Source organism: Glycomyces tenuis DSM 44171 (assembly GCF_000427885.1).
GTDB lineage: Bacteria > Actinomycetota > Actinomycetes > Mycobacteriales > Micromonosporaceae > Glycomyces > Glycomyces tenuis.
This window is the reverse complement of the sequence record NZ_ATYW01000015.1, coordinates 138,465-161,328: the sequence shown is the minus strand read 5'-3', so window position 1 is coordinate 161,328 and position 22,864 is coordinate 138,465. Positions and strand designations below refer to the sequence as shown.

Here is a 22,864-nt window from a genome sequence, read left to right as displayed (position 1 = left end):
TGCTATCGTGACCTGCCCGTTCTGCTCCGCGCCCACCGTCCCCGGGGCCCGGTACTGCCACAACTGCGGAGCGCCACTGTCCCCGGAGGCCAGCGCGCCCCAGACCGAGCGCCGCTACGTGACGGTGCTCTTCGGCGACCTCTCCGACTTCACCACCTGGTCGGAGAGCCTCGACCCCGAGCGGGTCTCCTCGGTGACCGACCGGCTCCTCGCCGAATGCGTCGGCGCGGTCAACGAGTTCGGCGGGCACGTCGACAAGCTCACCGGTGACGGCCTCATGGCCGTCTTCGGCGCGCCCCTCTCCCACGAAGACGACGCCGAGCGCGCCGTGCGCGCCGGCCAGGCCATGCAGAAGCGCGTCCGCCGCCTGCTCAAGGCCGAATCCGGCGGCGGCCTCCCCATCGGCCTGCGCCTCGGCCTCCACTCGGGCCTCGTCGTCGCCGGCATGCAGGCCAACCTCGAGTACACCGTCATCGGCGACACCGTCAACACCGCCGCGCGCCTGTGCGACGCCGCCTCGGTTGGCACCATCTGGGCCGGCGAGGAGACCCAGCGCGCCACCAAGCACGTCGCCGCGTGGCGCCGCCTCACCCCCGTCCGCCTCAAAGGCAAGCGCGAGCCGGTCGAGGTGTTCCAGCTCCTCGGCCTCGAAGACGAGCCCGGCACCCGCGCCAGCCTCGGCGACACCGCGCCGTTCATCGGCCGCGACACCGAGATCGGCCGCGTCACCGGCCGCCTCGACGCCGTCATCGACCGCGGCGAGCCGCTCATCCTCATCCACACCGCCGAGGCCGGCATGGGCAAGACCCGCTTCGCCCGCGAGGTCCGCACCATCGCCACCGACCGCGGCGCCCGCGTCCTCACCGTCCGCGCCGCCCCCTACGGCGAGGGCCGCCGCTTCGGGCCCCTCGCCGACATGGTCCGCAAGGCCGCCGGCCTGCGCTTCGACGACGACCGAGCCACCGCCGAGGCCAAACTGCGCCGCATCGCCGACGGCCACGCCGACCACGGCGAATGCCGCCTCAACGTCGAGGTCCTGCTCGGCCTCCTCGGCCACGGCCGCCCCCTCGCCCAAGACGGCCCGGCCGGGTTCACCGGCCGCCAAGCCGAGGCCTACACCATCCCCGAGGCCGTCGCCGAGCTCATCACCCACCTCGCCGGCCAGCGCCCCCTCGTCCTCAACATCGACGACCTGCACACCGCCTCGGCCGACGGCATCGACGCGCTCGGCGTCGCCCTCGCCAAGGTCTCCGGCCCGGTCCTGGTGCTGCTGTACGGCCGCCCCGAGCTGACCCGCTCCTCCGGCGTGCTCACCCGCATCTCCGAGGCCGAGGTCCACCCGCTGCCGCCGCTGGCCGGCGCCGACGCCGCCCGGCTCCTCTCGGAGTTCCTCGGCGGCGGGCGGCTCCCGAAGGCCGACGAGGAGCGCCTCCTCGGCTTCGCTCAGGGCAACCCGTACTACCTGGCCGAACTCGTGACGCTGCTGCTCGAGCAGGACCTGCTGACCCACTCGGGCGACCACTGGCGCCTCGCCGCCGGCTCCCTGACCGGCAAGGTCCTCTCCCGCGACCTCGCCCAGGTCCTCGGCGCCCGCATCGACGCGCTCTCCCCGGCCGCCCGGGCGCTGCTGCGCGCCGCCTCGATCTTCGGCGACGCCGTCCCGCCCGAGGCCTCGCAACTGCTCGAGAAGGAGGTGCCCGGCGAGTTCGACCGGGCGCTCCAGGAGCTGCTCGACCGGCGCATGCTGCGACGCCGCTCCTACGGCGGCTACCGCTTCGTCACGCCGCTGCTGCGCCAGGCCGCGTACGCGCCGATCGGCAAGGCCGACGCCGCGCACGCCCACGCCGAGATCGCCCGCTGGGCCGCCGACACCGAGCTCGAGGGCCAGAGCGCCGACGACCTCGTCGTCTACCACGCCGAGCAGGCCGTCACGCTCGCCCGCGAAGTCGAGATCGAAGCGATCGACGAGGTCTGGAACGTCCTGCCGCTCGCCCTCGAAGCCGTCCGCAAGCAGGCCGCGCGCGCCATGGACGCCTCCGAGCCCGACCGCGCCGTCGCCCTGCTCAACGGCGTCGAGCGGATCGCGCCGCTCTCGGGCCACGACCGGCTCCTGCGCGGCCGGGCCCTCGCCAGGCTCGGGCGCACCGCCGAGGCCGAGGCCGAGATCGAGGGCCTCGCGGTCGACATCGGCCTCGCCGTCCCCGGCGACGACCACGACGAGCACCCTTCGGGGCGCCTGTTCGGCGACGACTTCCCCGAGTCCGAGGCCGAGCTCGTCGCCCAGCTGCTCCTGCTGCGGGGCCGCCTGCACCGCTTCAAAGGCGAACTGGAGGGCGCCCGCGCGGCCTGGTCGGCCGCGCTCGCGCTGTCCAGGCGCGAAGGGCTCGCCGGGCCCCGCTGCGACGCCCAGTGCCGCATCGGCATGCTCGACTACCTCTCGGGGCGCCTGACCGAGGCCGAGCAGCGCTTCCTCGACGCCTACGACACCGCCGAAGGCGTCGGCGACGACCGGCGCGTCGCCTGGGCCCTCCAGCACCGCGCGTGGGTCCTGGTCGCCCGCGGCGACTTCGACGGCGCCGACGAGGTGCTGCGCGAGGCCGCCAAGTCCTTCGCCCGCCAGATGGACCTCGTCGGCCGCGCCTGGGTGCGGGGCGCCTCGGCGTTCACGCTCCTCATGGCAGGGCGGTTCTCCGAGGCCAGGCGCCTGTCCGATGTGTTCCTGCCGATCGGGGAGCGCTCGGGCGACGTGTTCGCCGTCGGGCTCCTGCGGGCCACCGGCGCCGCCGCGTCCGTCGAGCTCGGGCACCCCGAGGGCGCCGACGCCGCCGCCCGAAAGTCCTTCCGCGACTTCGAACGCATCGACGACGACTGGGGCCGCGGCTTCGCCAAGTACGTGCGGGCCTTGGCCGCGTTGAAGATCGGCGCGCTCGACCACGCCGCCGACCTGGCCGAGGCGGCCGAGTCCTACGGCATCGCCACCGGGCACCCGCTGCTCATCAGCCTCGCCCGCAACCTCAGGGGCCGCTGCGCCCTGGCCGCCGGGGACCTCGACGAAGCCGAGGCCGCCGCGCGGGCGTCGCTCGAGCTCGGCACCGACGACGTGCTCGAGCCGGCGCGCGCGGCCGGTGAAGCGCTGCTCGCCGATGTCGAAGCGGCCCAAGGGAACCGCGCCGACGCGCTCGAACGCCTGGCCGCGCTGGCCGAGCACTACGACGAGCCGGCCCTGGGGCACCCCAGGCGCGCCATCGTCGCGCGCTACGCGCGGCTGCTCGAAGAGGACGGCCGGACCGAGGAGGCCAAGCGCTGGGCCAGGACGGTGCAGAAGTCCTTCGGCGAGGCCCCGGCGCCGACGGCCTGGGCCGAGGCGTACGCGTCCTGAGAGCACCGACGGCCGGAGCATTGAGGCCGGTGAACAGTGTGCCTGAAGTGCAAGGGGAGACGCAGCGGGTGGACGGACGGCCGAACCGGACCGCCCGCCCTCCCGCGCGCCACACGGGGGATGCATTCACTATGGGCTACGGCTACACCGCGCAGCGGAAGCGACATATCAACCGTTCGGTCAGTTGTGAATGGCTTTTCGTCCAGGCGTATACAGATTCGGAGACGCGTTGCCGTAACGTTATCGGCCGAAGGGTCCGATGACTCGAGACATGCAGCGAAGACCGGGTGGAGCGCACCCACACTGACCCGCGTTCCGCCATGACCCAGGCCCGACACTGCGCCAAGCCGCGGCTCGCAGGCGTCGCCGTGAATGGAGGCTGTATCCCGTGGACACCATCTCGTCCTACGGTGCTCCCACCGGTCCCCACCTCTCCTCGAACGCCCCATTCTCCCCGCCGACCGGCTACGACGTCCCGCTCGTCCACCCCCACGGCGCGACCGCCGGCGGCCTCAGCCACGGCGACCACTCCGATCTCGACCCCGAGGCGCTCCTGTCCGGCATCGAGCGGCTCACCGGCTTCAGCGAGATCGACCGGGGCGCCTACGCCACCGTCTACAGCGCCACCAGGTTCGACGACGGCACCGAGGTGGCCGTCAAGATCGAGTCGCGCCCGCTCATCGACGAGGCCGGCCGCCAGCGGTTCCGCCACGACGTCCAGACCGCCGGGCGCGTCTCCAACCACCCGTGCGTGGTCAAGATGATCTCGGCCGGGCTCACCCACCAGGCCCACCCGTACGTCGTCATGGAGCGGTGCCGCGGCTCCATCGCCGACCTGCTCGACCGCTACATGACGATCCCCCCGCAGCGCACCCTCGAGATCGGCATCCGCATCGCCGACGCGCTCGCCGCCGCCCACGAGGCCGGCATCGTCCACCGCGACATCAAACCCGCGAACATCCTCATCAACGAGGCCGGTGAAGCGGTCCTGGCCGACTTCGGCCTCTCCGGGCTCCTCCCGACGCCGCAGCCGGGCGAGCCGGTCTCGACGATGGCGACGCCCGCGTACGCGCCGCTCGAGGTCTTCCAGATGCGCGAGATCGGCACCGCGGCCGACGTCTACTCCCTCGCCGCGACGCTGTACACGATGCTCAACGGCTGCCCGCCGCGCTTCCCCTCCGACGGGGTGCTCGACATCAACGACGTCGCCGCCCTGTTCGACCAGCCCATCCCGGCGATCCCCGGTATATCGCCGCTGCTGTTGGAGATGCTGCGCACCGCGCTCATCAACAACCCGGCGGGCAGGCCCACCGCCGTCGAGTTCAGGGAGTTCCTCGCGAGCATCCCCGAGGCGTCGACGGGCATCATCCCGAGCGTGGCCGAGACGCCGCAGCAGCGCACGCCGGTCTCGCCCGCGCCGGAAGGCGTCGGCACCTACGCCGCCTACTCCTCGCCGCCGGTCCTCGAAACCGAACCGCAGGCCGAGGTGCCCGACTCGCCGTCGACGCTGCGCCTCGCGCCGAGCAGGCGCGGCCGCCGACAGCGTCCGCCGGTCGGCGAACCCGAGCCGCCCGCGGCCGCCGCGTACACGCCTCCCGCGCCCGAACCGCCGCTCGAGCAGCGCCCCTCCGAGCCGGGCATGGACGAGCAGCGCGAAGACGAGCGCTGGAACTCCCTGGGCGCCTGGGGCGGAGCCCAGAGCGGCGGCGACGACCGCGGCTCCGACTCGCGTCTGCCGGTCCCGGTGTCCAAACCCGAGACGGGCTTGACGAGGCGCGAGCGGCGCCTCCAGGAAGGCGACTCCGGCTCGAACATGGGCCGCCTCATCGGCATGGGCATCGCCGGCCTGGTCGTGCTCGGCCTGCTGGTGTTCGGCGCGATCTGGCTGTTCGGCGGCGACGAGCCGACCGACCTCGAAAGCCAGTCGATGGTCGAGGACTACGTCAAGGAGTGCTCGCTCAAGCAGCAGGGCGTCGGCTGCGTCTCGGAGCCGACCTGCTTCACCACCGACGGCGAGTCGATGACCCAGGCCCAGTGCTCGGGCGCCCACCTGTGGGAGGCCTACGCGGTCGGCCAGCTGCCCGAAGGCATCGGCGCCGATGACTACGCGGCGGCTTCGGCCGACGAGGTCGTCGCCTCGGCGTGTCTCAACGGCGAACGCGAAGAGGGCCCGCTGTCGCAGCTCATCGGCGGCGACTCGGTCGACTGGCTCACCGACGTGCACCTGCCGGGCGACGGCTCGTTCATGTGCGTCGCGAAACTGGCCGACGGCTCCGAGGCCGAAGGCGTGACCTTCGCGCGGGGCGAATAGAACCCCACGGCGAGGCTCGCGAGCCGTACATCAGCACCCACGGTGCGCTCGCGAGCCGTGAATTCTGCACCCACGGCGAGGCTTGCGAGCCGTAAATCGGCACCCACGGCGAAGCTTGCGAGCCGTAAATCGGCACCCACGGCGAAGCTTGCGAGCCGTAAATTGGCCCGGCACCTCCAGCGAGGCACCGGGCCGATCGGGCATACCGGGGAGAAAGGGTATGTCCTCCTTAGAACTCCTCGTCGAGGTCGACCTTGCCCTCCACGGCCACTTGGTAGGCGGTCGGCCTGCGCTCGAAGAAGTTCGTCAGCTCCTGGACGTCCTGCAGCGCCATGAACGGGAACGGGTTCTCCGAACCCCACCGCTTCGGCATCCCGAGGCGCTGGAGCCGCTGATCGGCGGCGTACTCCAGGTACGACCGCATGTCGGCGACGGTCATGCCGGGCATCCCCTCGCCGATGAGGTCCTCGGCGAACTGGAGCTCGGCGTCCACGGCCTCCTCCATCATCGCCGTCACCTGCTCGCGCATCTTGTCGTCGAACAGCTCCGGCTCCTCGGTGCGGACCACGTCGACGACGCTGAACGCGAAGTTCATGTGGCACGACTCGTCGCGGAACACCCAGTTCGTGCCGGTGGCGAGCCCGTCGAGCAGGCCGCGGCTGCGCAGCCAGTACACGTACGCGAAGGCGCCGTAGAAGAACAGGCCCTCGATGCACGCGGCGAAGCAGATGAGGTTGAGCAGGAACGCCCGCCGGTCGTCGCCGGTCTTGAGCTCCTGCATGTCGAAGACCGAGTCGATCCACTTGAAGCAGAAGTCGGCCTTGCGCTTGATCGACGGGATGTTGTTGACCGCGTCGAACGCCTTCGCGCGCTCGTCGGGGTCGGGCAGGTAGGTGTCGAGCAGCGTCAGATAGAACTGGACGTGCACGGCCTCCTCGAACAGCTGCCGCGACAGGTACAGGCGGCCCTCGGGGGAGTTGACGTGCTGGTAGAGGTTGAGCACGAGGTTGTTCGCGACGATCGTGTCGCCGGTGGCGAAGAACGCGACGAGCCGGTGGATCAGGTGCTGTTCCTGCGGCGTGAACGTCGCCAGGTCGGCCAGGTCGGAGGCGAGGTCGACCTCCTCGACGGTCCAGGTGTTGCGGATGGCGGCCCGGTACTGCTCGTAGAAGTCCGGGTATCTCATCGGTCGCAGGGTCAGGTTCATGCCCGGGTCGAGCAGCATCAGCGGTCCTTTCGCCATGGGTTCTATCGGTGTGGGAGAGGGGCGCCCGCTCGCCGGGCGCCCCGAACGGCTTACTGGCAGGCCTCGCAGCTCTCCGGGTTCTCCAGCGAGCAGGCGACGTCCTCGGAAACGGTCTCGGGCGCCGCCTCCGGCCTCGTCTGGCCCACCGTGGTCTGGTTGATCCGGGTGGCCGGGCGGCTCCGCAGGTAGTACGTGGTCTTCAGGCCCTGCTTCCAGGCGTAGCGGTACATCGAGGAGAGCTTCCCGATGGTCGGCTGCGCCTGGAACAGGTTGAGCGACTGGGCCTGGTCGATGAACGGGGTCCGCGCGGCGGCCAGGTCGATGAGCGCGCGCTGCGGCAGCTCCCAGGCGGTCCGGTAGCGCAGGCGGATGTCCGCGGGGATCGCCTCGATGCCCTGGATCGAGCCGTCGGCGACGACGACGGCCTGGCGCAGCTCCTCGCTCCACAGGCCGCGTTCCTTGAGCTCGGCGATCAGGTGCCGGTTGACCTGGAGGAACTCGCCGGAGAGCGTCTCGCGTTTGAAGACGTTGGAGACGACCGGCTCGATGCACTCGGCGCAGCCCGCGATCGAGGCGATCGTCGCGGTCGGGGCGATCGCGATCATGAGCGAGTTCCGCAGGCCGCTCTCGGCGATCGCCTCGCGCGCCGCCGCCCAGCGCTCGGGCAGCGTGATCTTCGCGTCCTCCCAGTGGTCGAGGTGCAGGACGCCGTCGGCGGCGCGGGTCTCGGCGAAGTTCGGGTGGGCGCCGAGCTCGCCGGCCAGGCGCGCCGAGGTCTCGTAGGCGACGAGCGCGATGCGCTCGGCGATCGCGGTCGACAGCTCCAGGGCCTCGGGCGAGTCGAAGGCGAGCTCGAGCTTGAAGAACACGTCCGCCAGGCCCATGCAGCCCAGGCCGATCGGCCGCCACTTGCGGTTGGCCTTCTCGGCCTCGGCCGTCGGGTAGAAGCCGAGGTCGATGGTGCGGTCGAGGAACTTCACCGCCGTCCGCACCGTGTCCTCGAGCCGCTCGAAGTCGAAGCCCTCGGCCGAGCAGTGCTCGGCGAGGTTGACGCTGCCGAGGTTGCACACGGCGGTCTCGGCGTCGCTGGTGACCTCGAGGATCTCGGTGCACAGGTTCGACAGGTGGATGACGTTCTCGCTCCTGGCGGTCTGGTTCGAGGTGCGGTTCGCGGTGTCGGAGAAGGTCATCCAGCCGTTGCCGGTCTGCGCGAGGGTCCGCATCATGCGCCCGTACAGCTCCCGGGCGGCGATGGTCTTGCGGGCCTTGCCGGCGGCCTCGGCGGCGCGGTAGGCGGCGTCGAAGTCCTCGCCCCACAGGTCGACGAGTTCGGGGACCTCCTTCGGGTCGAACAGGGACCACGGGGCGTCGGCCTCGACGCGGCGCATGAACTCGTCGGGGACCCAGTTGGCCAGGTTCAGGTTGTGGGTGCGGCGGTCCTCGGAGCCGGTGTTGTCGCGCAGCTCCAGGAACTCCTCGACGTCGGCGTGCCACGTCGCCAAGTACACGCACGCGGCGCCTTTGCGGCGACCGCCCTGGTTGACCGCCGCGACCGAGGAGTCGAGCGTGCGCAGCCACGGCACGATGCCGTTCGAGTGGCCGTTGGTGCCGCGGATGAGCGAGCCGCGGGAGCGGACCCTCGACCAGGCGATGCCGATGCCTCCGGCGTACTTCGAGAGGCGCGCGACCTGGCTGTAGCGCTCGTAGATCGAGTCGAGCTCGTCCTTCGGCGAGTCCAGCAGGAAGCACGAGGACAGCTGCGGGCGGCGGGTGCCGGAGTTGAACAGCGTCGGCGAGGACGGCAGGTAGGCCAGCTCCGAGAGCAGCCGGTACAGCTCGGCGGCCTCGGCGACGGTCTGGCTCAGGCCGCAGGCGACGCGGAGCATGAAGTACTGGGGCCGTTCGAGAACGGTGCGGTGCTCGGGGTGGCGCAGCAGGTAGCGGTCGTAGACGGTGCGCAGCCCGAAGTACTCGAAGCGGTCGTCGGCGGCCTCGTCGACGACGGCGTCGAGCTCGGGTCCGTGGGCGTCGACGAAGGCGATGAGCTCTTCGGACAGCAGCCCGTTGTCGCGGCAGGCGGCGATCGAGGTGGTGAAGGACACGACGCCTTCGGCCTCGGTCTCCTCGGCGATGTGCTCGGCCAGCAGCCGGGCGGCGAGCTTGGAGTAGCTCGGCTCGGAGGCGACGGTGGCCGAGGTGATCTCGATGGCGCGTTCCCGCAGGTCGGCGAGGGTGGCGCCGGGCCATATGCCGCCTTGGACCTGGGCGGCGACGCGGTCGGCGTCGACGTCGGGGAGGCCGACGGCGTGGGCGCGGACCTTCTCGGCGATGGCGACGGCGAGATCGCCGTCGGATTGACTGCCCCGTTGCGCTGGAGCGGTGGTGGTGGCGGATGTCGTGGTGGCGAGCCCGGTCATCTCTGCATCCCCTCGTGACGTGCGATTCGCGTGAAGCGGCGGGCACGATGCGGCCGCGGATTCGCGGTGGGAGGCGAAGGCGGCGATGTCGGCCCGACAGAGGGGAATCATACATGTAGTGGTTGCCCCGTGGCGTCGCCCCAACATATTGCGTTTCTCCGGTGTTTCGGCCGATGAAAACGCAGCGTGTCCGCTAGGCTTGGAGGTTTCTGCCGAGCAGCCTAAGCCCGCTCGCCGACACTTCGGCCGTGACGGCGCCGAGTCGAACGGAGGTGTGATCCTCGACGGCCAAACCGGATGCGGCGCTGCCGCGAGCGGCTGGTAGCATCGGTGCGGTTCCGCGTTCCGCGGATCCGCCTCCGTAGCTCAGTGGATAGAGCACTGGTTTCCGGGACCAGGTGTCGCAGGTTCGAATCCTGCCGGGGGCGCGAGGCGTATGGCCTGGTAGAGGCCCATATCGCCGAGGAATTCAGGGCCTCCTCACCACGGAATCGTGGCGAGGGGGCCGGAAAGGGGGCCACCGCTTTTGCGGTGGCCCCCTTGGTATGCGCGTGATTTCGATCGACTGGCGGTGCCCGCCCGCCGAACCCTGACCGCGAAGCCGGTCAGCGCCCGTACCGCTCCTCGAGCCAGGCCACGGCGAACGCCGTCGTCTCGGCCGCGTCGACGAGCACGCTGTCCGCCGCGCCGACCTTCCCGCGCCGGCCCGCGCCCGTGGCGAGGTGGTCGGCCACGATCCGTCCGAAGTAGTCCTCCGGCGGCCCGTCCACGACCGGCCTCGACGTGTCGTACTCCTCGACCACGCGCCATTCGGTGCCCTGCGGCGTCGCGAGCGGGTACTCGACGCGGACGCGCCGCTTCCCCGGCAGATCGGCCAGGTGCTCGGCGTGGTGCAGGAGCGTCATCGTGTCCAGCGGCGCCCCGACCATCAGCACCCGCCCGCCCGCGGCGACCAGCCGGGCGAACGGCGAGTCCTCGCCGTAGCCGAAGTCGAGCGGGTGGTCCGCGGTGAACGCTTCGGCGCCCGCGCCGAGGGCCGCCACCGACGCTCCCGGATTGCCGCTGCGGCGCACACCCGGCCTCGTGCCGACGGCGGCCGCGATGACGCCGTGGTCGCGCGCCGGACGGGCCGTCGCCGCGTCGAACGGCGGCACCTCCCCGCGGAAGGCCTCCAGCACCTGCCCGTCCTCGCCCCAGACGTCCACGCCCAGTTCCCAATCCTGGTAGCTCAGCAGCGTCCCGTCCGCGCCGACGACGTCGAGCACGGCGTCCACGAGCGCGTCCGGCCCGCCGAGCACCGTCCCCACCCGTCCGAAGGCCGCGTGGATCATCACCGCGTCCCCGCCCGCGAGCCCGAGCCCGCGCAGACCGCCGGCCAGCTCCGACCGCGTCCACACCTTCGACTCCATCGGCCCATTCTCGCCGACCGTCCCCCGCTTCGGCGGTCCGGCCCCCACCGCGATCGGCGTATGCTGACCGGCGAGCGATGAATCCTGACGTGAACGACTCGGCCGTCCCGGTGGTCGTCGTCGGCGCCGGACCGGTCGGCCTGACGGCGGCGGCCCTGCTGGCGCGCTACGGCGTCGCCTGCCTCGTGCTGGAACGCCGGGACTCGCCCTACCCGCACCCGCGGGCCGTGCACCTCGACGACGAGGCCCACCGCATCCTCGCCCGCCTCGGCGCGGGCGCCGCCTTCGCCGCCGTCTCCCGCCCCGCCAGGGGCCTGCGCCTCCTCGACCCCGACATGCGGGTGCTCGCCGAGTTCCGGCGCGGCACGGCCCCGGGCCGCCACGGCTTCCCCGAGGCGAACCTGTTCGACCAGCCCGAGCTCGAACGCCTCCTGCTGAACGCCCTGGCCCGTCGAGGCGAGGCGAGGCTCCGAGGCGACGCCGAGGTCACCGCCATCGCCCCCGACGGGCCGGACGCCGTCCGCGTCGAATACACCGACCGCCGCACCGGCGAGACCGCCTCAGTGCGCGCCGACTACGTGCTCGGCTGCGACGGCGCCGGGAGCCTCACCAGGGCCTCGATCGGCGCGTCGATGCGGGACCTGCGCTTCGCGCAGCGCTGGCTCGTCGTCGACGTCGACACCTCCGCGCCGATCGACGCCTGGGAAGGGGTCCACCAGGTGTGCGACCCGGACCGGCCCGCCACCTACATGCGCGTCGGCGCGCGCCGCCACCGCTGGGAGTTCCGCCTCGCCCCCGGCGAGACCGCCGAGGACTTCCGCGACCCCGACCGGCTCCACCCGCTGATCCGGCCGTGGACCGGCGAGCTCCCCGCCGACCGGCTGCGGCTCGTGCGCGCCGCCGAGTACACCTTCCGCGCCCAGACGGCCGACCGGTGGCGGGCGGGCCGCGTGTTCCTGCTCGGCGACGCCGCCCACCTGACGCCGCCGTTCATCGGCCAGGGCCTCGGCGCCGGCCTGCGGGACGCGGCCAACCTCGCCTGGAAGCTCGCCGGCGTCCTCGAAGGCGACTTCGACGAGGACGTCCTCGACAGCTACCAGGCCGAGCGCCTGCCGCACGCCCGCACCATGATCCGCCGGGCCAAACTCGTCGGCCTCGCCATGACCGAAGGCGGCCGCCTCGGCAACATGGTGCGCGGCGCCGTGGCCCCGGCGCTGCAACGCCTGCCCGGCGCGGCGGGCGCGATCATCGACAGCGAGACCCCCGCGCTGCGCCGCTCGGCCCTGGTGCGGCCGAGCGGTCCGCGGCGCGGCCTGGCCGGGCGCTTGAGCCCGAACGCGGTCACCGGCGACGGCCGCCGCCTCGACGAGGTCGCCGCCGGGCGCTTCGCCGTGGTCGTCGCGGCGCCCTGCACCGGGCCGCAGCGCGCCGCCGTCGAGGGGCGCGCCGAACGGTGCGGCGCCGTGCTCGTGACCGCCGAACCCCGCAGCGAGCTGCACGCCTGGCTGCGGCGCGGCCGAGCCAGGGCCGCGATCGTCCGCCCCGACGGGACCGTCCTGCGCGCCGGGCGCGATCCGGCGCGGCTGTGCGCGGCCCTGCCCGCCTTCACCGCCGCCGACCGGGGCTCCGGATCCTCGAATCCGCCGACATGAGCTCCATTCGCGGCATAGCGTGAAGTCGCACGGCGGTGACCAGGCCGCTCGAAAGGGAGGGCCGCCATGACGCTCGTATCGGAAATGCTCGAGACCTACCCGGCCGACCTCGGCGACATCGACCGGCGGAAACTCGCCGACTGCATCCGCGAGTGCTACGCCTGCGCGCAGACGTGCACGGCCTGCGCCGACGCCTGCCTCAGCGAGGACGACGTGGCCTCGCTGACCAAATGCGTCCGCTCGAACCTCGACTGCGCCGACATCTGCTTCGCCACCGGGCAGATGCTCTCGCGCCACACCGGGTACGACGCCAACCTCACCCGCGCGATGCTCGAAGCGTGCGCGATGGCGTGCAAGTCCTGCGGCGACATCTGCGCCGAGCACGACCACATGGCGCACTGCGCCAAGTGCGCCCAGGAATGCCGCAGCTGCGAGCAGGCCTGCCGGGAGCTGCTGAACTCCCTCGGCTGAGCCCCCTCGACCGAGGGCCGCGGCGGCCGGGACCGCGAGCGGCGGCGGCCTGCCAATAAGATCGGGGCATGAAGCTCATTCCCCTCGCGGCCGCCGCCCTGGCCGCGCTGGCGCTCGCGGCGTGCTCCGGCTCGGACGAGGTGCCGCCCGCCGACGAGACCCTGCCCGACGCCGCCGCGGCCATGGCCGAGGTCGAGAACGTCCGCTTCACGCTCCAGGTCGACGGCGAGGTGGAGGGCCTCGAGATCAAGTCCGCCGACGGCGTGGTCACCTCCGGCGGCGAGGCCGAGGGGACCGGCGTCCTCACCGCGATGGGCATGGACGTCGAAGTGTCCTACGTGATCGTCGGCGAGGACGCCTACGTCAAGGGCTTCACCGGCGACTACCAGCAGATCCCCGTCGGCGACGAGATGCTGCCGTACAACCCGACGCTCATCCTCGACCCGGGCGGCGGCGTGGCCGCGCTGCTGGAGGCCTACGAGAGCGCCGAACCGCAGGAGACCGAGGAGGTCGACGGCGTCGACACCGACCGGTACCTGGTGACCTTCGACCCGGCCGCGTTCTCCCGGTTCATTCCCGCCGAAGGGGAGTGGAACACCGCCACGGTCTGGTTCGACCAGGAGACCTCGCGCGTGGTCAAGGCCGAGTTCGAGCAGGGCGGCTCGACCGTGACGCTCACCTTCTCCGACTACGACGAGTCGGTGAGCATTGAAGCCCCGTAAAGCGGCCCGGCCGACATCGAAGCCCCGTACGGCGACCGGGCCGGCATGAAGTCCCTCAAAGCGCTGCGGCCCCAAGGCCCCGTCGGGCGCGGGCGCCGGCGCATCGCCATCGGCGCGGCCGGCACCACCGTCCTCATAGGATCGATCGACGCCTACGTCCTCGTGACGGTCCTGGTCGACATGATCGGCGACCTCGGCATCCCCGTCAACCACCTCGAACGGGCGACGCCGCTGGTCACCGGCTATCTCCTCGGCTACGTCGCGGGCATGCCGCTGCTCGGGCGGCTGTCGGACCGGTTCGGGCGGCGCGCCCTCATCCACGCGTGCCTCGCCGGTTTCGCCCTCGGCTCGCTCATCAGCGCCACCGCGACGGACCTGGTGCCGCTCATCGCCGGGCGCGCCCTGCAAGGGCTCGCCGGAGGCGCGCTGCTGCCGGTCACCATGGCGCTCGCCGCCGACCTGTTCTCGGCCCGGCGGCGCCCCGTCGTCCTCGGCTGGGTCGGCGCCGCCCAAGAGCTCGGCGCGGTGATCGGCCCGCTGTTCGGCGCCGGTGTCGCGTTCCTCGTCGGCTGGCAGGGGATCTTCTGGATCAACATCCCGCTCGCGGCCCTGGCCGCGCTCGCCGTCCACCTCACGGTCCCCGCCTCGCAGCGGGGCGGCGAGCGCGAGAAGGTCGACGTCGTCGGCGGGATCCTGCTGGCGCTCGCGCTCGGGCTGCTCGTCGTCGGCCTCTACAACCCCGAACCGGAGACGGCGATGCTGCCCGAGTGGGGCCCGCCGGTCATCGCCGCCGGAGCGGCCGTCCTGGCGGCGTTCCTGCTGTGGCAGTGGCGGTCCCCGGTGAAGCTGCTCGACCCGGCCGGGGTCCGCTGGCGCCCCTTCGGGCTCGGCCTGGCCGCGAGCCTCGCCACCGGCGCGGCGCTCATGGTCACCCTCGTCGACGTCCAGCTCATGGCCCAGACGCTCCTCGGCGAGGACTCGACCGGCGGCGCGCTGCTCCTGCTGTGGTTCCTCATCGGACTCCCGGTCGGCGCCGTCGCGGGCGGATGGCTGGTCGCCCGGGTCGGCGAACGCGTCCCCGCCGTCGCCGGGCTGGCGGCCGCGGCCTGCGCCTACGCATGGATCGCGAACACGCTGCCGGAGGTCGAACCCGGCCTGGCGCTCGCCGGATTCGCCCTCGGCGTCGTCATCGCGCCCCTGTCGGCCGTCGCCCTGAGCGCCACCCCCGAAGGCCAGCACGGCATGGCCTCGGCGGCCGTCGTCGTCGCCCGCATGATGGGGATGCTCCTCGGCGTGGCGGCCCTGACCTCCTGGAGCCTGCACCGCTTCCGGGAATCGACCGCCGACCTCGACACGCCCCTGCCGTTCGGCGTCCCCGAAGCCGAGTACCTCCGGCAGCAGGAGACCTACCTCGAGGCCCTCGACGCGGCCCTGGCCGCCCAGTACGGTGACGTCTTCACCGCCACCGCCGTCATCTGCCTCGCCGGGGCCGCCTGCGCCCTCGGCCTGACCGGCCGCGGCGGAGCCGAGACCGAGCGGGAACGGCCGAGCACGGGCTAGTCTTGCGCCCATGGCCGACCTTGCGATCACCGAGAACACCGACGAGCACCGCTACGAGATCAGGGACGCCGAAGGCGGCGTGCTCGGGTATCTCGAATACCTCAGCCGCGACGACTTCACCGTCCTGCCGCACACCGAGGTCGACCGCTCGCTGCGCGGCCAGGGCTGGGGCGACCGGCTCGCGCGCTTCGCCCTCGACGACCTGCGCGCCAAAGGGGTCAAGGTCTATCCGACCTGCCCGTTCGTTGAACGCTGGATGGAACGCCACCCCGAGTACGAGGACATTCGTCACCAGCCGTAGCCCACACCGCCCCGCACTGTTCACCTGGCCGCCTGCTTTCGGTTCACTTTCCGTTCACCTGAAGACGCAGCATCTTCAATATGAACGCCCTCTTCGCAGGCGAGGCGGTCTGATGCTGTCCGCGCTCATCCTCCTGCGCCACGCCGCGGCCTCATCGCTCGCGGTCCCCGGCCGCCTCGACGCGGCCGAAGCCAGGCGCGCCTCGGCCACGGCCGACTTCCTCCAGCTCTACAACCCGACCGTCCTCCTCAGCGCCCCCGATCGCGTCTGCACCGACACGCTCGCCCCGCTCGCGAACCGCCTCGACCTGCGGATCGACGCCAGCGCCGACCTCGCCGCCGAGGTCCCCAAGTTCCCCGGCGAAGCCGGTCCCGCCCACGCCGCCGCCTGGCTCGCCGCCAGGAGCGTCCGGGCCCTGCCGGACGCGCGCCGCACCGCCGTCGTCTGCGCCGAAGGGATCGTCCTGGCGGCCCTGCTCGTCGCCGTCGCCGCCCGCGACGACCACGACCTGTCGGCCTACGAGTTCACCCTCCCGCTGGAAGGACCGCAGGTGCTGCCGCCCGGCGGCGGCTGGGTGCTCCACCGCGACGACGGGCGCCTCGTCGACGTCAAGGCCATCGCCCCGCGGTGAGCGCCGGCTGAAATTGCGTTGCGAGCCCTGATCGGCCGCGGTTAGCATCGAGGATTCGCCTGCTCCAACACCGTGCCGATCCGGGAGACCGCTGTGTCCGAAGCCGAACTGCGCGCAGAAATCGACCACCACGAACGAGCCCGGGCCCACATGGCCGAGATGCACCGCGCCACCGCCGACACCTACGACCGCCACGAAGCCGAGTTCAACGAAGGCGGCAGCGGCGGCAAGGGCTTCGGCGACGTCGGCCCCGACAAAGAACTCGCCTACCTCATGGCGAAGTACACGACCGACCGCATGAAGGACCTCACCGACCGCGAGCTCGCCCTGTTCTTCGGCCGCATCTGGTTCGACGACTCCGGCGAGGACTACCACATCGGCCGCCGCCACATCCGCGACGACCGCTCCACGCCGCTGGTCCTCGACTGGCGCGCCCCGGTCGCCGAGCACTTCTACCGCGCCAGCGTCCACGACCGGCGCGGCGTCGCCAAAAGGCGCCGCTTCGGCTTCCAGGGCCCGCGCCTGACCGGCTTCGAAGACGAGGACCTGCGCCTCGGCGAAGCGGTCGCCTCCGACATCCTCACCGCCGAGATCGAACGCCCCCGCACCGGCCCCATGCGGGACATCGTCGCCACCATCCAGCCCGAGCAGGACGAGCTCATCCGCCGCGCCGCGGCCACCACCATGTGCGTCCAAGGGGCGCCGGGCACCGGCAAGACCGCCGTCGGCCTCCACCGCGCCGCCTGGCTGCTCTACAACTACGCCGAGCACCTCCGCAAGGCCGGCGTCCTCGTCATCGGCCCGAACGAGGGCTTCCTCGCCTACATCGCGAACGTCCTGCCAACCCTCGGCGAGTCCGCGGTCTGGCAGGTCACCGTCCAGCAGATGACGAAGGCCGACACCGCCACCGGCACCGACAGCCCCGAGGCCGCGATGGTCAAGCACGACGCGCGCATGGCGCTCGTGTGCGAGCGGGCCGTCTGGGGCCACGTCGGCCGCGCCGAAGACGCCGGCCTCACCGCCGACGAAGGGCTCCTCATCACCGACGGCGGCTGGCGCTGGCGCCTCGGCGTGAACTACCTCAACGGCGCGATCGACACCGCCCGCGAGCACAACCGCACCTACGAAGCGGGCCGCAAGGCCGTCGAGGACGCCATCGTCCAAGGCGCGCGGCGCCAAGCCGAGATCCGCGCCGGGCACTCCCCGGACCACCGCTGGGCCGCCAAGCTCAAGCGCACCGACGCCGTCAAGGGCTTCCTCGACGCGGTCTGGCCCAAGCTGAGCGGCAAGGCCGTCCTGCGCAAGCTCTACCTCGACGCCGCCTTCCGGGCCGAGGCGACCCGCGGCCTGCTCTCCGACGAGGAGGCCGCCCTGCTGGCCCCGAAAGGCCGGGGGCTCAAGACGACGGCCGCCGACCTCCTCATCGCCGACGAGATCACCGCCCACCTGCGCCTGCCCGACCCCTCGGACTCCTACGGCCACATCGTCATCGACGAAGCCCAGGACCTCTCTCCCATGCAGTGCCGCGCCATCGCCCGCCGCAGCGGCCAAGGCTCGCTCACCGTCCTCGGCGACCTCGCCCAGGGCACCACCCCGTGGGCCGCCGCCCGCTGGGAGGACCAGATGACCCACCTCGGCAAGTCCGACGTCGAGTTCACCGAGCTGACCACCGGCTTCCGCGTCCCGGGCGTCATCATCGAGCTCGCCAACCGGGTCCTGCCGCACCTGGGCGTCGACGTCGCCCCCGCCCGCTCCCTCCGCGGCGACGGCTCGCTGGAGACCACGGCGGTCGACGACCTCGCCGCCGGCGTCGCCGAAGCGGTCGAGAAGGCCCTGTCCGACGAAGGCCTGGTGGGCGTGATCGCCGCCGACGCCCGCGTCGAGTCGCTGCGGGCGGCGCTGCCCGAGAGCCACCGCGTCGAACTGGTCCCCGCCTCCCTGGCCAAGGGCCTCGAATACGACCACGTCGTCGTCGCCGAACCCGCCGAGATCGTCGCGGCCCCCGCCGACCGCTTCGGGGACGGCGCCACTGTGGAGGGCGTGGGGCTCCGCCACCTCTACGTCGCCCTGACCCGCGCGGTCTCGCGGCTCAGCATCGTCCACGCCGAGCCGCTGCCGCCGCAGTTGAAAGCCTGAGTATCGCGCTCCCGATGCGGTAACCTCGGCACCACCAGAACCGAGGTGGGACCGATGCCCACAGAACGGAGCGGCGGCGCAGGTCGGCCCGTAGCATCACGGATTTATCACGAATGGACTCCAGTTGGTCACCGGCCCGTTCCAAAGTCGTGGTCGGCTGTCTACTGTTGCAGTCACATCACCGAGGACGACCCTGTCCGCCGCGTCCGGTCCGGAACCAGACGGTTCCGGCCGCAAGCGAGCGGGGCGGTGCCGAGTATGAGGCGCCGCCCGCGTCACTGCGGGTGACGCTCCCGTTCCCGACCCGGCCCCGGCCTCGGTAAGACAGATGGAGGAATCAATGACTCTCAAGAGGAGAGCAATCGCGGGCCTCGCGGCGACTGCCGCGGGCGCACTCGCTCTGACGGCGTGCGGCGGCGGCAGTGGCGATGACGAAGGGTCCGGTTCGGTCACCTGGGCGGTCGACTCCGGTTGGGAGTCGTGGAACACCTACACCAGCGAGGGCAACAACAGCTACCTCAACCAGGCCTTGAGCCCTTCGCAGGCCACCATCGACTTCGACCCGGAAGGCCAGGCCTTCTACCCCGAGCAGCTCTACGCGGCCCCGCCCGAGCTGGTCAGCGAAGCGCCGCTCACCGTCAAGTACACGCTCAACCCGGACGCCCAGTGGAACGACGGCGAGCCCGTCCGCGTCGAGGACATGATCTTCACCTGGCACTCGACCTCCGGCCTGCCCGAGCACTGCGACGTCGACATCTGCGCTCCGGCGTCGACCGACTGGGGCGCGAACGTCGAATCCATCGAGGAGACGGCCGAGAACGAGATCACCCTCACCTACAAGGAGGGTTACGTCAACCCCGAGTGGGCGTTCCGCGGGCTCGACGGCGAGTCGGGCTTCCTCGTGGCCAGCCACATGGTGGAAGAGGCCGGCTTCGCCGACTGGATGACCGACCCGGCCGTCATGGCCGAGGCCTCCCAGTGGCTGACCGAGAACCTGCCGACCTGGTCGGTCGGCCCGTACGTCCCCGTCGACGGCGAGCCGGGCGACTTCATCCGCTACGAGCCGAACGAGAACTACCAGGGCGACACCGAGCCCGCGCTCGACGAGCTGACCATCCAGGTCGTCGAGGGCGGCATCGAGAACGTCGTGACCGAGCTGCGCCAGGGCAACATCGACGGCGTGTGGGTCACCACCTACACCACCGACGACCTCGCTCCGCTCGAAGAGGACGAGGCCCTCGGCTACGAGGAGTACGTCGGCTCGGTGTGGACCCACATCGACTTCAACACGACCGTGATCACCGACGTGCCGCTGCGCCAGGCGATCTTCACCGCGATCAACCGCCAGGACCTGATCGAACGCGTCTATCCCGACCAGGACGTCTCGGTGAAGAACAACCACATCTTCCGCGAGGACAGCGAGTTCTACGAGGACATCGTCGGCCAGACCACGCAGGGCACCGGCGACCCGGACGCGGCCCGCACGATCCTCGAGGAGGCCGGCTACACCTGGAACGGCGACGACAAGCTCGTCGACCCGGACGGCGAGGTCGTGACCATCAGCTTCAGCTACTCGCAGAACAACGCCCTCCGCAAGCAGATCGCCGAGCTGAGCCAGGCCTACCTGGCCGAGATCGGCATCGACGTCGAGGTCACGCCGTTCCCGGACGAGGAGCTGGGCTCCGTCCTGGCCGCCGCGGACTTCGAGATGATCTCCTACGGCTGGTCGGGCAACCCGGCCTTCACTACCGCGCCGCAGCAGTACTGGAAGTCGGACTCCTCGTCCAACTACGGCAAGTTCACCGTCGAGGGCCTGGACGAGCAGCTCGCCCAGGTGACCGCCACCAACGATCTGGCCGCCGCCGCGGACGCCGCCAACGCCGCCACCCAGACCGTGGTCGACAACGCCTACGTGCTGCCGCTGTGGGACTCGCCGGTCGCGACCCTCTTCAACACCCGTGTCGAAGGGCTCGAGGCCAACGGCAACACCCAGTCGGGTGCGCTGTGGAACGTCAGCGAATGGAGCGTCGCCGAGTAATCGGGGCGTGTGAACCGTCATGAAACGGAGCGGGGCCGGCCGGTGGCCGGCCCCGCCGCGTGTCCCGCGTCGGTCGCGGAGAAACCGGTCGTACCCCGTCACCGAGGCGCAATGGTCACCGCGCCCGGAATCTGTGAATAACGAAATCACTACGAACAAAGCTCATATTGAGGTTCGGGGGAGACGATCGCGGCTCGGTCGTGGAAGGCTGAATGGCGCGTCGGCGGCCCTTCCGCGCTGCCGCTTTCACCACATCACCGCCCGCCCGATCCCCGGCGGACTTCCATGAGAGGGACCATGCACTCGAAGCGTCACGCGGCCGTGGCCGCGACCGGGCCGACTCCGGCGCCGCCCGGTGCCCCCGGCGCCGCTTCGGCCGGCTCCCTCGAATCCCGCGTCGACGAGCCCGCGAGCCGCCACTCCGGCGGAGGCGCCCCTGTGCTCTCGGTCACCGACGGCCCGGCGGCCACTATGATCTCGGACAACCCGGTGAACGTCCGCGGCGAGCGGGCTTCGCGGCAGCGGGCGCTCGACAACGTCGCCGAATGGGGGTCCATGAAAACCGAACACCGCCCACCGCGACGGCCCGCGCCGTCCGACCCAGTGAACGTCAGTAGCGAGGCAACATGGTCGTTTTCATAATCAGGCGGATCCTGCTGATGGTCCCCGTGCTCGTGGGGTCGTCGATCCTCGCCTTCGTGCTCATCGACTCCTCCAGCGACCCGGTCGCGCAGCAGGTGTTCGAGCTGCAGCAGGGCGGCGAGGAGGTTCCCCAGTCCACCATCGACGCCATCGAGGCGCGGCTCTACTACGACCGCTCCATGCCCGAGCGCTACTGGCTCTGGCTCACCGGCAGCGACGACCTCGTCGTCTGGGACAACGAGGGCGAGACCAACGGCGACATCGGCGTGCTCCAAGGCGAGTGGGGGCCCTCGACCGAGGGCTCCTCGGTCGACGTCGGCGAGGAGATCTCCGAGCGCTTCTGGATCACCCTCCGCCTGGTGCTCGCCGCGACCATCGCCTCGATCGGCATCGCGATCCTCACCGGCGTGCTCAGCGCGGTCAGGCAGTACTCGAAGCTCGACTACTCGCTGACGTTCATCGGCTTCCTGGCCCTGGCCATGCCCACGTTCTGGTTCGCGCAGCTGCTCAAGGAGGCCGCGATCCAGCTGAACAAGGGCCTGAACACCGGCATCTTCAAGACCTACGGCGAGGGCTCCACCGGCTTCAGGGGCACCCCGTGGGAGGTCTTCGTGGACTCCCTGCCCTTCCTGATCCTGCCCACCGTCGCGCTCGCGCTCACCGGCTACGCGGCCATGTCCCGGTACCAGCGGGCCTCGATGCTGGAGGTCCTCAACTCCGACTACGTGCGGCTGGCCCGCGCCAAGGGCGTGCGCAACCGCACCGTCATGCGTCGGCACGCCCTGCGGACCGCGCTCATCCCGATCGCCACCTTCGCGCCGATCTCGCTGGCCGGCGCCATGGGCGGCGTCATCGTGATCGAGCGGATCTTCGGCTGGGACGGCCTCGGCGGGTACTCCTACGATGCGATCATCCACGGCGACACCTTCGCCATGATGGCCTACCTGCTCATCTCAGGGATCGTCGTCCTCATCGGCGTTCTCGTCTCCGACCTGCTGTACGGCGTGCTTGACCCGAGGATCCGCTATGAGTGACACCACCGTGAACCGCTTCGAGAACGAGGCCATCACCACGACCGAGCGCAGCCAGTGGGCGCTCATCACCCGCCGCTTCTTCCGGCACAGGATGGCGGTGGTCAGCCTGGTGCTGTTCGTGCTCATCGTCCTGTTTGCCTTCGTGGGGCCGTGGGTGTGGACCTGGGACCACCGGCTGCACCCCGACCAGCTGCCGTCGACCTCGACCGGCCCCTCGCTGGCCCACCCCTTCGGCACCGACGCCTCCGGCCGGGACATGCTCGGCGCGATGATGAAGGCCACGCAGCAGTCGCTGCTCGTCGCCCTCGTCGTGGCGGTGGGCTCGACCTTCCTCGGCGCCGTGGTCGGCGCCGTGGCCGGCTACTTCCGCGGCGCCGTCGACTCGATCCTCATGCGCGTTGTCGACGTGCTGTTCGTGATCCCGTTCCTGGTCATCGCGGCGGCCATCGCCGGTTCGATCGACGGCGGCTCGAAGTGGTACCACATGGCGTTCATCCTGGCCGCCTTCGGCTGGCTCTCGACCGCCCGCGCGGTGCGCGCCGAAGTGCTCAGCCTCCGCGAGAAGGAGTTCATCGAGGCGGCGCGAGCGGTCGGCGGCTCGTCGGGGCACATCGTCTTCAAGCACCTGATCCCGAACACGATGAGCGTCATCATCGTCTCGGCCACGCTCCAGATCGCCTTCGCCATCCTGTCCGAGACCACCCTGTCGTTCCTCGGGCTCGGCATCCAGCCGCCCGACACCTCCCTGGGGCTCCTGATCCAGGACGCCGGCTCGGCGGCCGCGTTCAACGACGAGTGGTACCTGTTCTACATCCCCGGGGTCATGGTCATCCTGATCGCGCTGACGATCAACTTCGTCGGCGACGGTCTGCGGGACGCCATGGACCCCCGGCAGACGATGGTGAGGCGATAAGC

15 protein-coding genes and 1 tRNA gene are annotated in these 22,864 nt (G+C 71.4%); 13 read left to right on the top strand and 3 right to left on the bottom strand.

Annotation, left to right across the window (positions count from 1 at the left end):
* The first annotated feature begins 7 nt into the window (after nt 1-7).
* The gene (locus tag YWW_RS31095; protein WP_081687531.1) at nt 8-3,379 is read left to right on the top strand and encodes an adenylate/guanylate cyclase domain-containing protein; all 3,372 of its coding nucleotides are present in this window, start codon (nt 8-10) and stop codon (nt 3,377-3,379) included.
* Nucleotides 3,380-3,767: 388 nt separating this feature from the next.
* Entirely contained in the window at nt 3,768-5,690 is a 1,923-nt protein-coding gene (locus YWW_RS34205; protein ID WP_051325930.1) for a serine/threonine-protein kinase, read from the top strand.
* A 229-nt stretch (nt 5,691-5,919) separates the two neighbouring features.
* On the opposite strand, the gene YWW_RS0116705 is transcribed toward YWW_RS34205, so the two are convergent.
* Both YWW_RS0116705 and YWW_RS0116700 read right to left on the bottom strand, forming a co-directional pair.
* Nucleotides 5,920-6,915 (bottom strand): ribonucleotide-diphosphate reductase subunit beta, encoded by a 996-nt coding sequence (locus YWW_RS0116705; RefSeq protein ID WP_081687543.1) that lies wholly within the window; start codon nt 6,913-6,915, stop codon nt 5,920-5,922.
* Between the two features lie 71 nt (nt 6,916-6,986).
* Nucleotides 6,987-9,353 (bottom strand): ribonucleoside-diphosphate reductase subunit alpha, encoded by a 2,367-nt coding sequence (locus tag YWW_RS0116700; protein ID WP_081687529.1) that lies wholly within the window; start codon nt 9,351-9,353, stop codon nt 6,987-6,989.
* Nucleotides 9,354-9,708: 355 nt separating this feature from the next.
* On the opposite strand from YWW_RS0116700, the gene YWW_RS0116695 reads away from it, so the two are divergent.
* Nucleotides 9,709-9,781, top strand: a tRNA-Arg gene (locus YWW_RS0116695).
* 177 nt (nt 9,782-9,958) lie between these two features.
* On the opposite strand, the gene aac(3) is transcribed toward YWW_RS0116695, so the two are convergent.
* The gene (gene aac(3), locus YWW_RS0116690; RefSeq protein WP_026930997.1) at nt 9,959-10,762 is read right to left on the bottom strand and encodes an aminoglycoside 3-N-acetyltransferase; all 804 of its coding nucleotides are present in this window, start codon (nt 10,760-10,762) and stop codon (nt 9,959-9,961) included.
* 77 nt (nt 10,763-10,839) lie between these two features.
* Here aac(3) and mhpA point away from each other — a divergent pair, with 77 nt between their 5' ends.
* The 10 genes from mhpA to YWW_RS0116640 all read left to right on the top strand — a co-directional run bounded on the left by mhpA (nt 10,840) and on the right by YWW_RS0116640 (nt 22,862).
* Complete coding sequence (gene mhpA / locus YWW_RS0116685) at nt 10,840-12,414, top strand: bifunctional 3-(3-hydroxy-phenyl)propionate/3-hydroxycinnamic acid hydroxylase MhpA (RefSeq protein ID WP_155830214.1); 1,575 nt, start codon at nt 10,840-10,842, stop codon at nt 12,412-12,414.
* Between the two features lie 66 nt (nt 12,415-12,480).
* Nucleotides 12,481-12,885 carry a four-helix bundle copper-binding protein gene (locus YWW_RS0116680; protein ID WP_026930995.1) on the top strand — a complete coding sequence of 135 codons (405 nt, stop codon included), beginning with the start codon at nt 12,481-12,483 and terminating at the stop codon, nt 12,883-12,885.
* Between the two features lie 68 nt (nt 12,886-12,953).
* Nucleotides 12,954-13,607 carry an LppX_LprAFG lipoprotein gene (locus tag YWW_RS31085; protein WP_051325929.1) on the top strand — a complete coding sequence of 218 codons (654 nt, stop codon included), beginning with the start codon at nt 12,954-12,956 and terminating at the stop codon, nt 13,605-13,607.
* Nucleotides 13,608-13,652: 45 nt separating this feature from the next.
* Nucleotides 13,653-15,167 carry an MFS transporter gene (locus tag YWW_RS0116670; RefSeq protein ID WP_051325928.1) on the top strand — a complete coding sequence of 505 codons (1,515 nt, stop codon included), beginning with the start codon at nt 13,653-13,655 and terminating at the stop codon, nt 15,165-15,167.
* 10 nt (nt 15,168-15,177) lie between these two features.
* Nucleotides 15,178-15,468, top strand: a complete 291-nt coding sequence (locus tag YWW_RS0116665; protein WP_026930993.1) for a GNAT family N-acetyltransferase — start codon at nt 15,178-15,180, stop codon at nt 15,466-15,468.
* A gap of 112 nt (nt 15,469-15,580) precedes the next feature.
* Entirely contained in the window at nt 15,581-16,099 is a 519-nt protein-coding gene (locus YWW_RS0116660) for a hypothetical protein (protein WP_026930992.1), read from the top strand.
* 93 nt (nt 16,100-16,192) lie between these two features.
* Complete coding sequence (locus YWW_RS0116655; protein WP_051325946.1) at nt 16,193-18,235, top strand: HelD family protein; 2,043 nt, start codon at nt 16,193-16,195, stop codon at nt 18,233-18,235.
* A gap of 340 nt (nt 18,236-18,575) precedes the next feature.
* Complete coding sequence (locus YWW_RS0116650; protein ID WP_026930990.1) at nt 18,576-20,273, top strand: ABC transporter substrate-binding protein; 1,698 nt, start codon at nt 18,576-18,578, stop codon at nt 20,271-20,273.
* A 626-nt stretch (nt 20,274-20,899) separates the two neighbouring features.
* Entirely contained in the window at nt 20,900-21,949 is a 1,050-nt protein-coding gene (locus YWW_RS0116645) for an ABC transporter permease (RefSeq protein WP_026930989.1), read from the top strand.
* On the top strand, nt 21,942-22,862 hold the full coding sequence (locus tag YWW_RS0116640) for an ABC transporter permease (RefSeq protein ID WP_026930988.1): 921 nt from the start codon (nt 21,942-21,944) through the stop codon (nt 22,860-22,862). Before YWW_RS0116645 ends, YWW_RS0116640 begins: the two co-directional genes overlap by 8 nt.
* Nucleotides 22,863-22,864 lie beyond the last annotated feature (2 nt).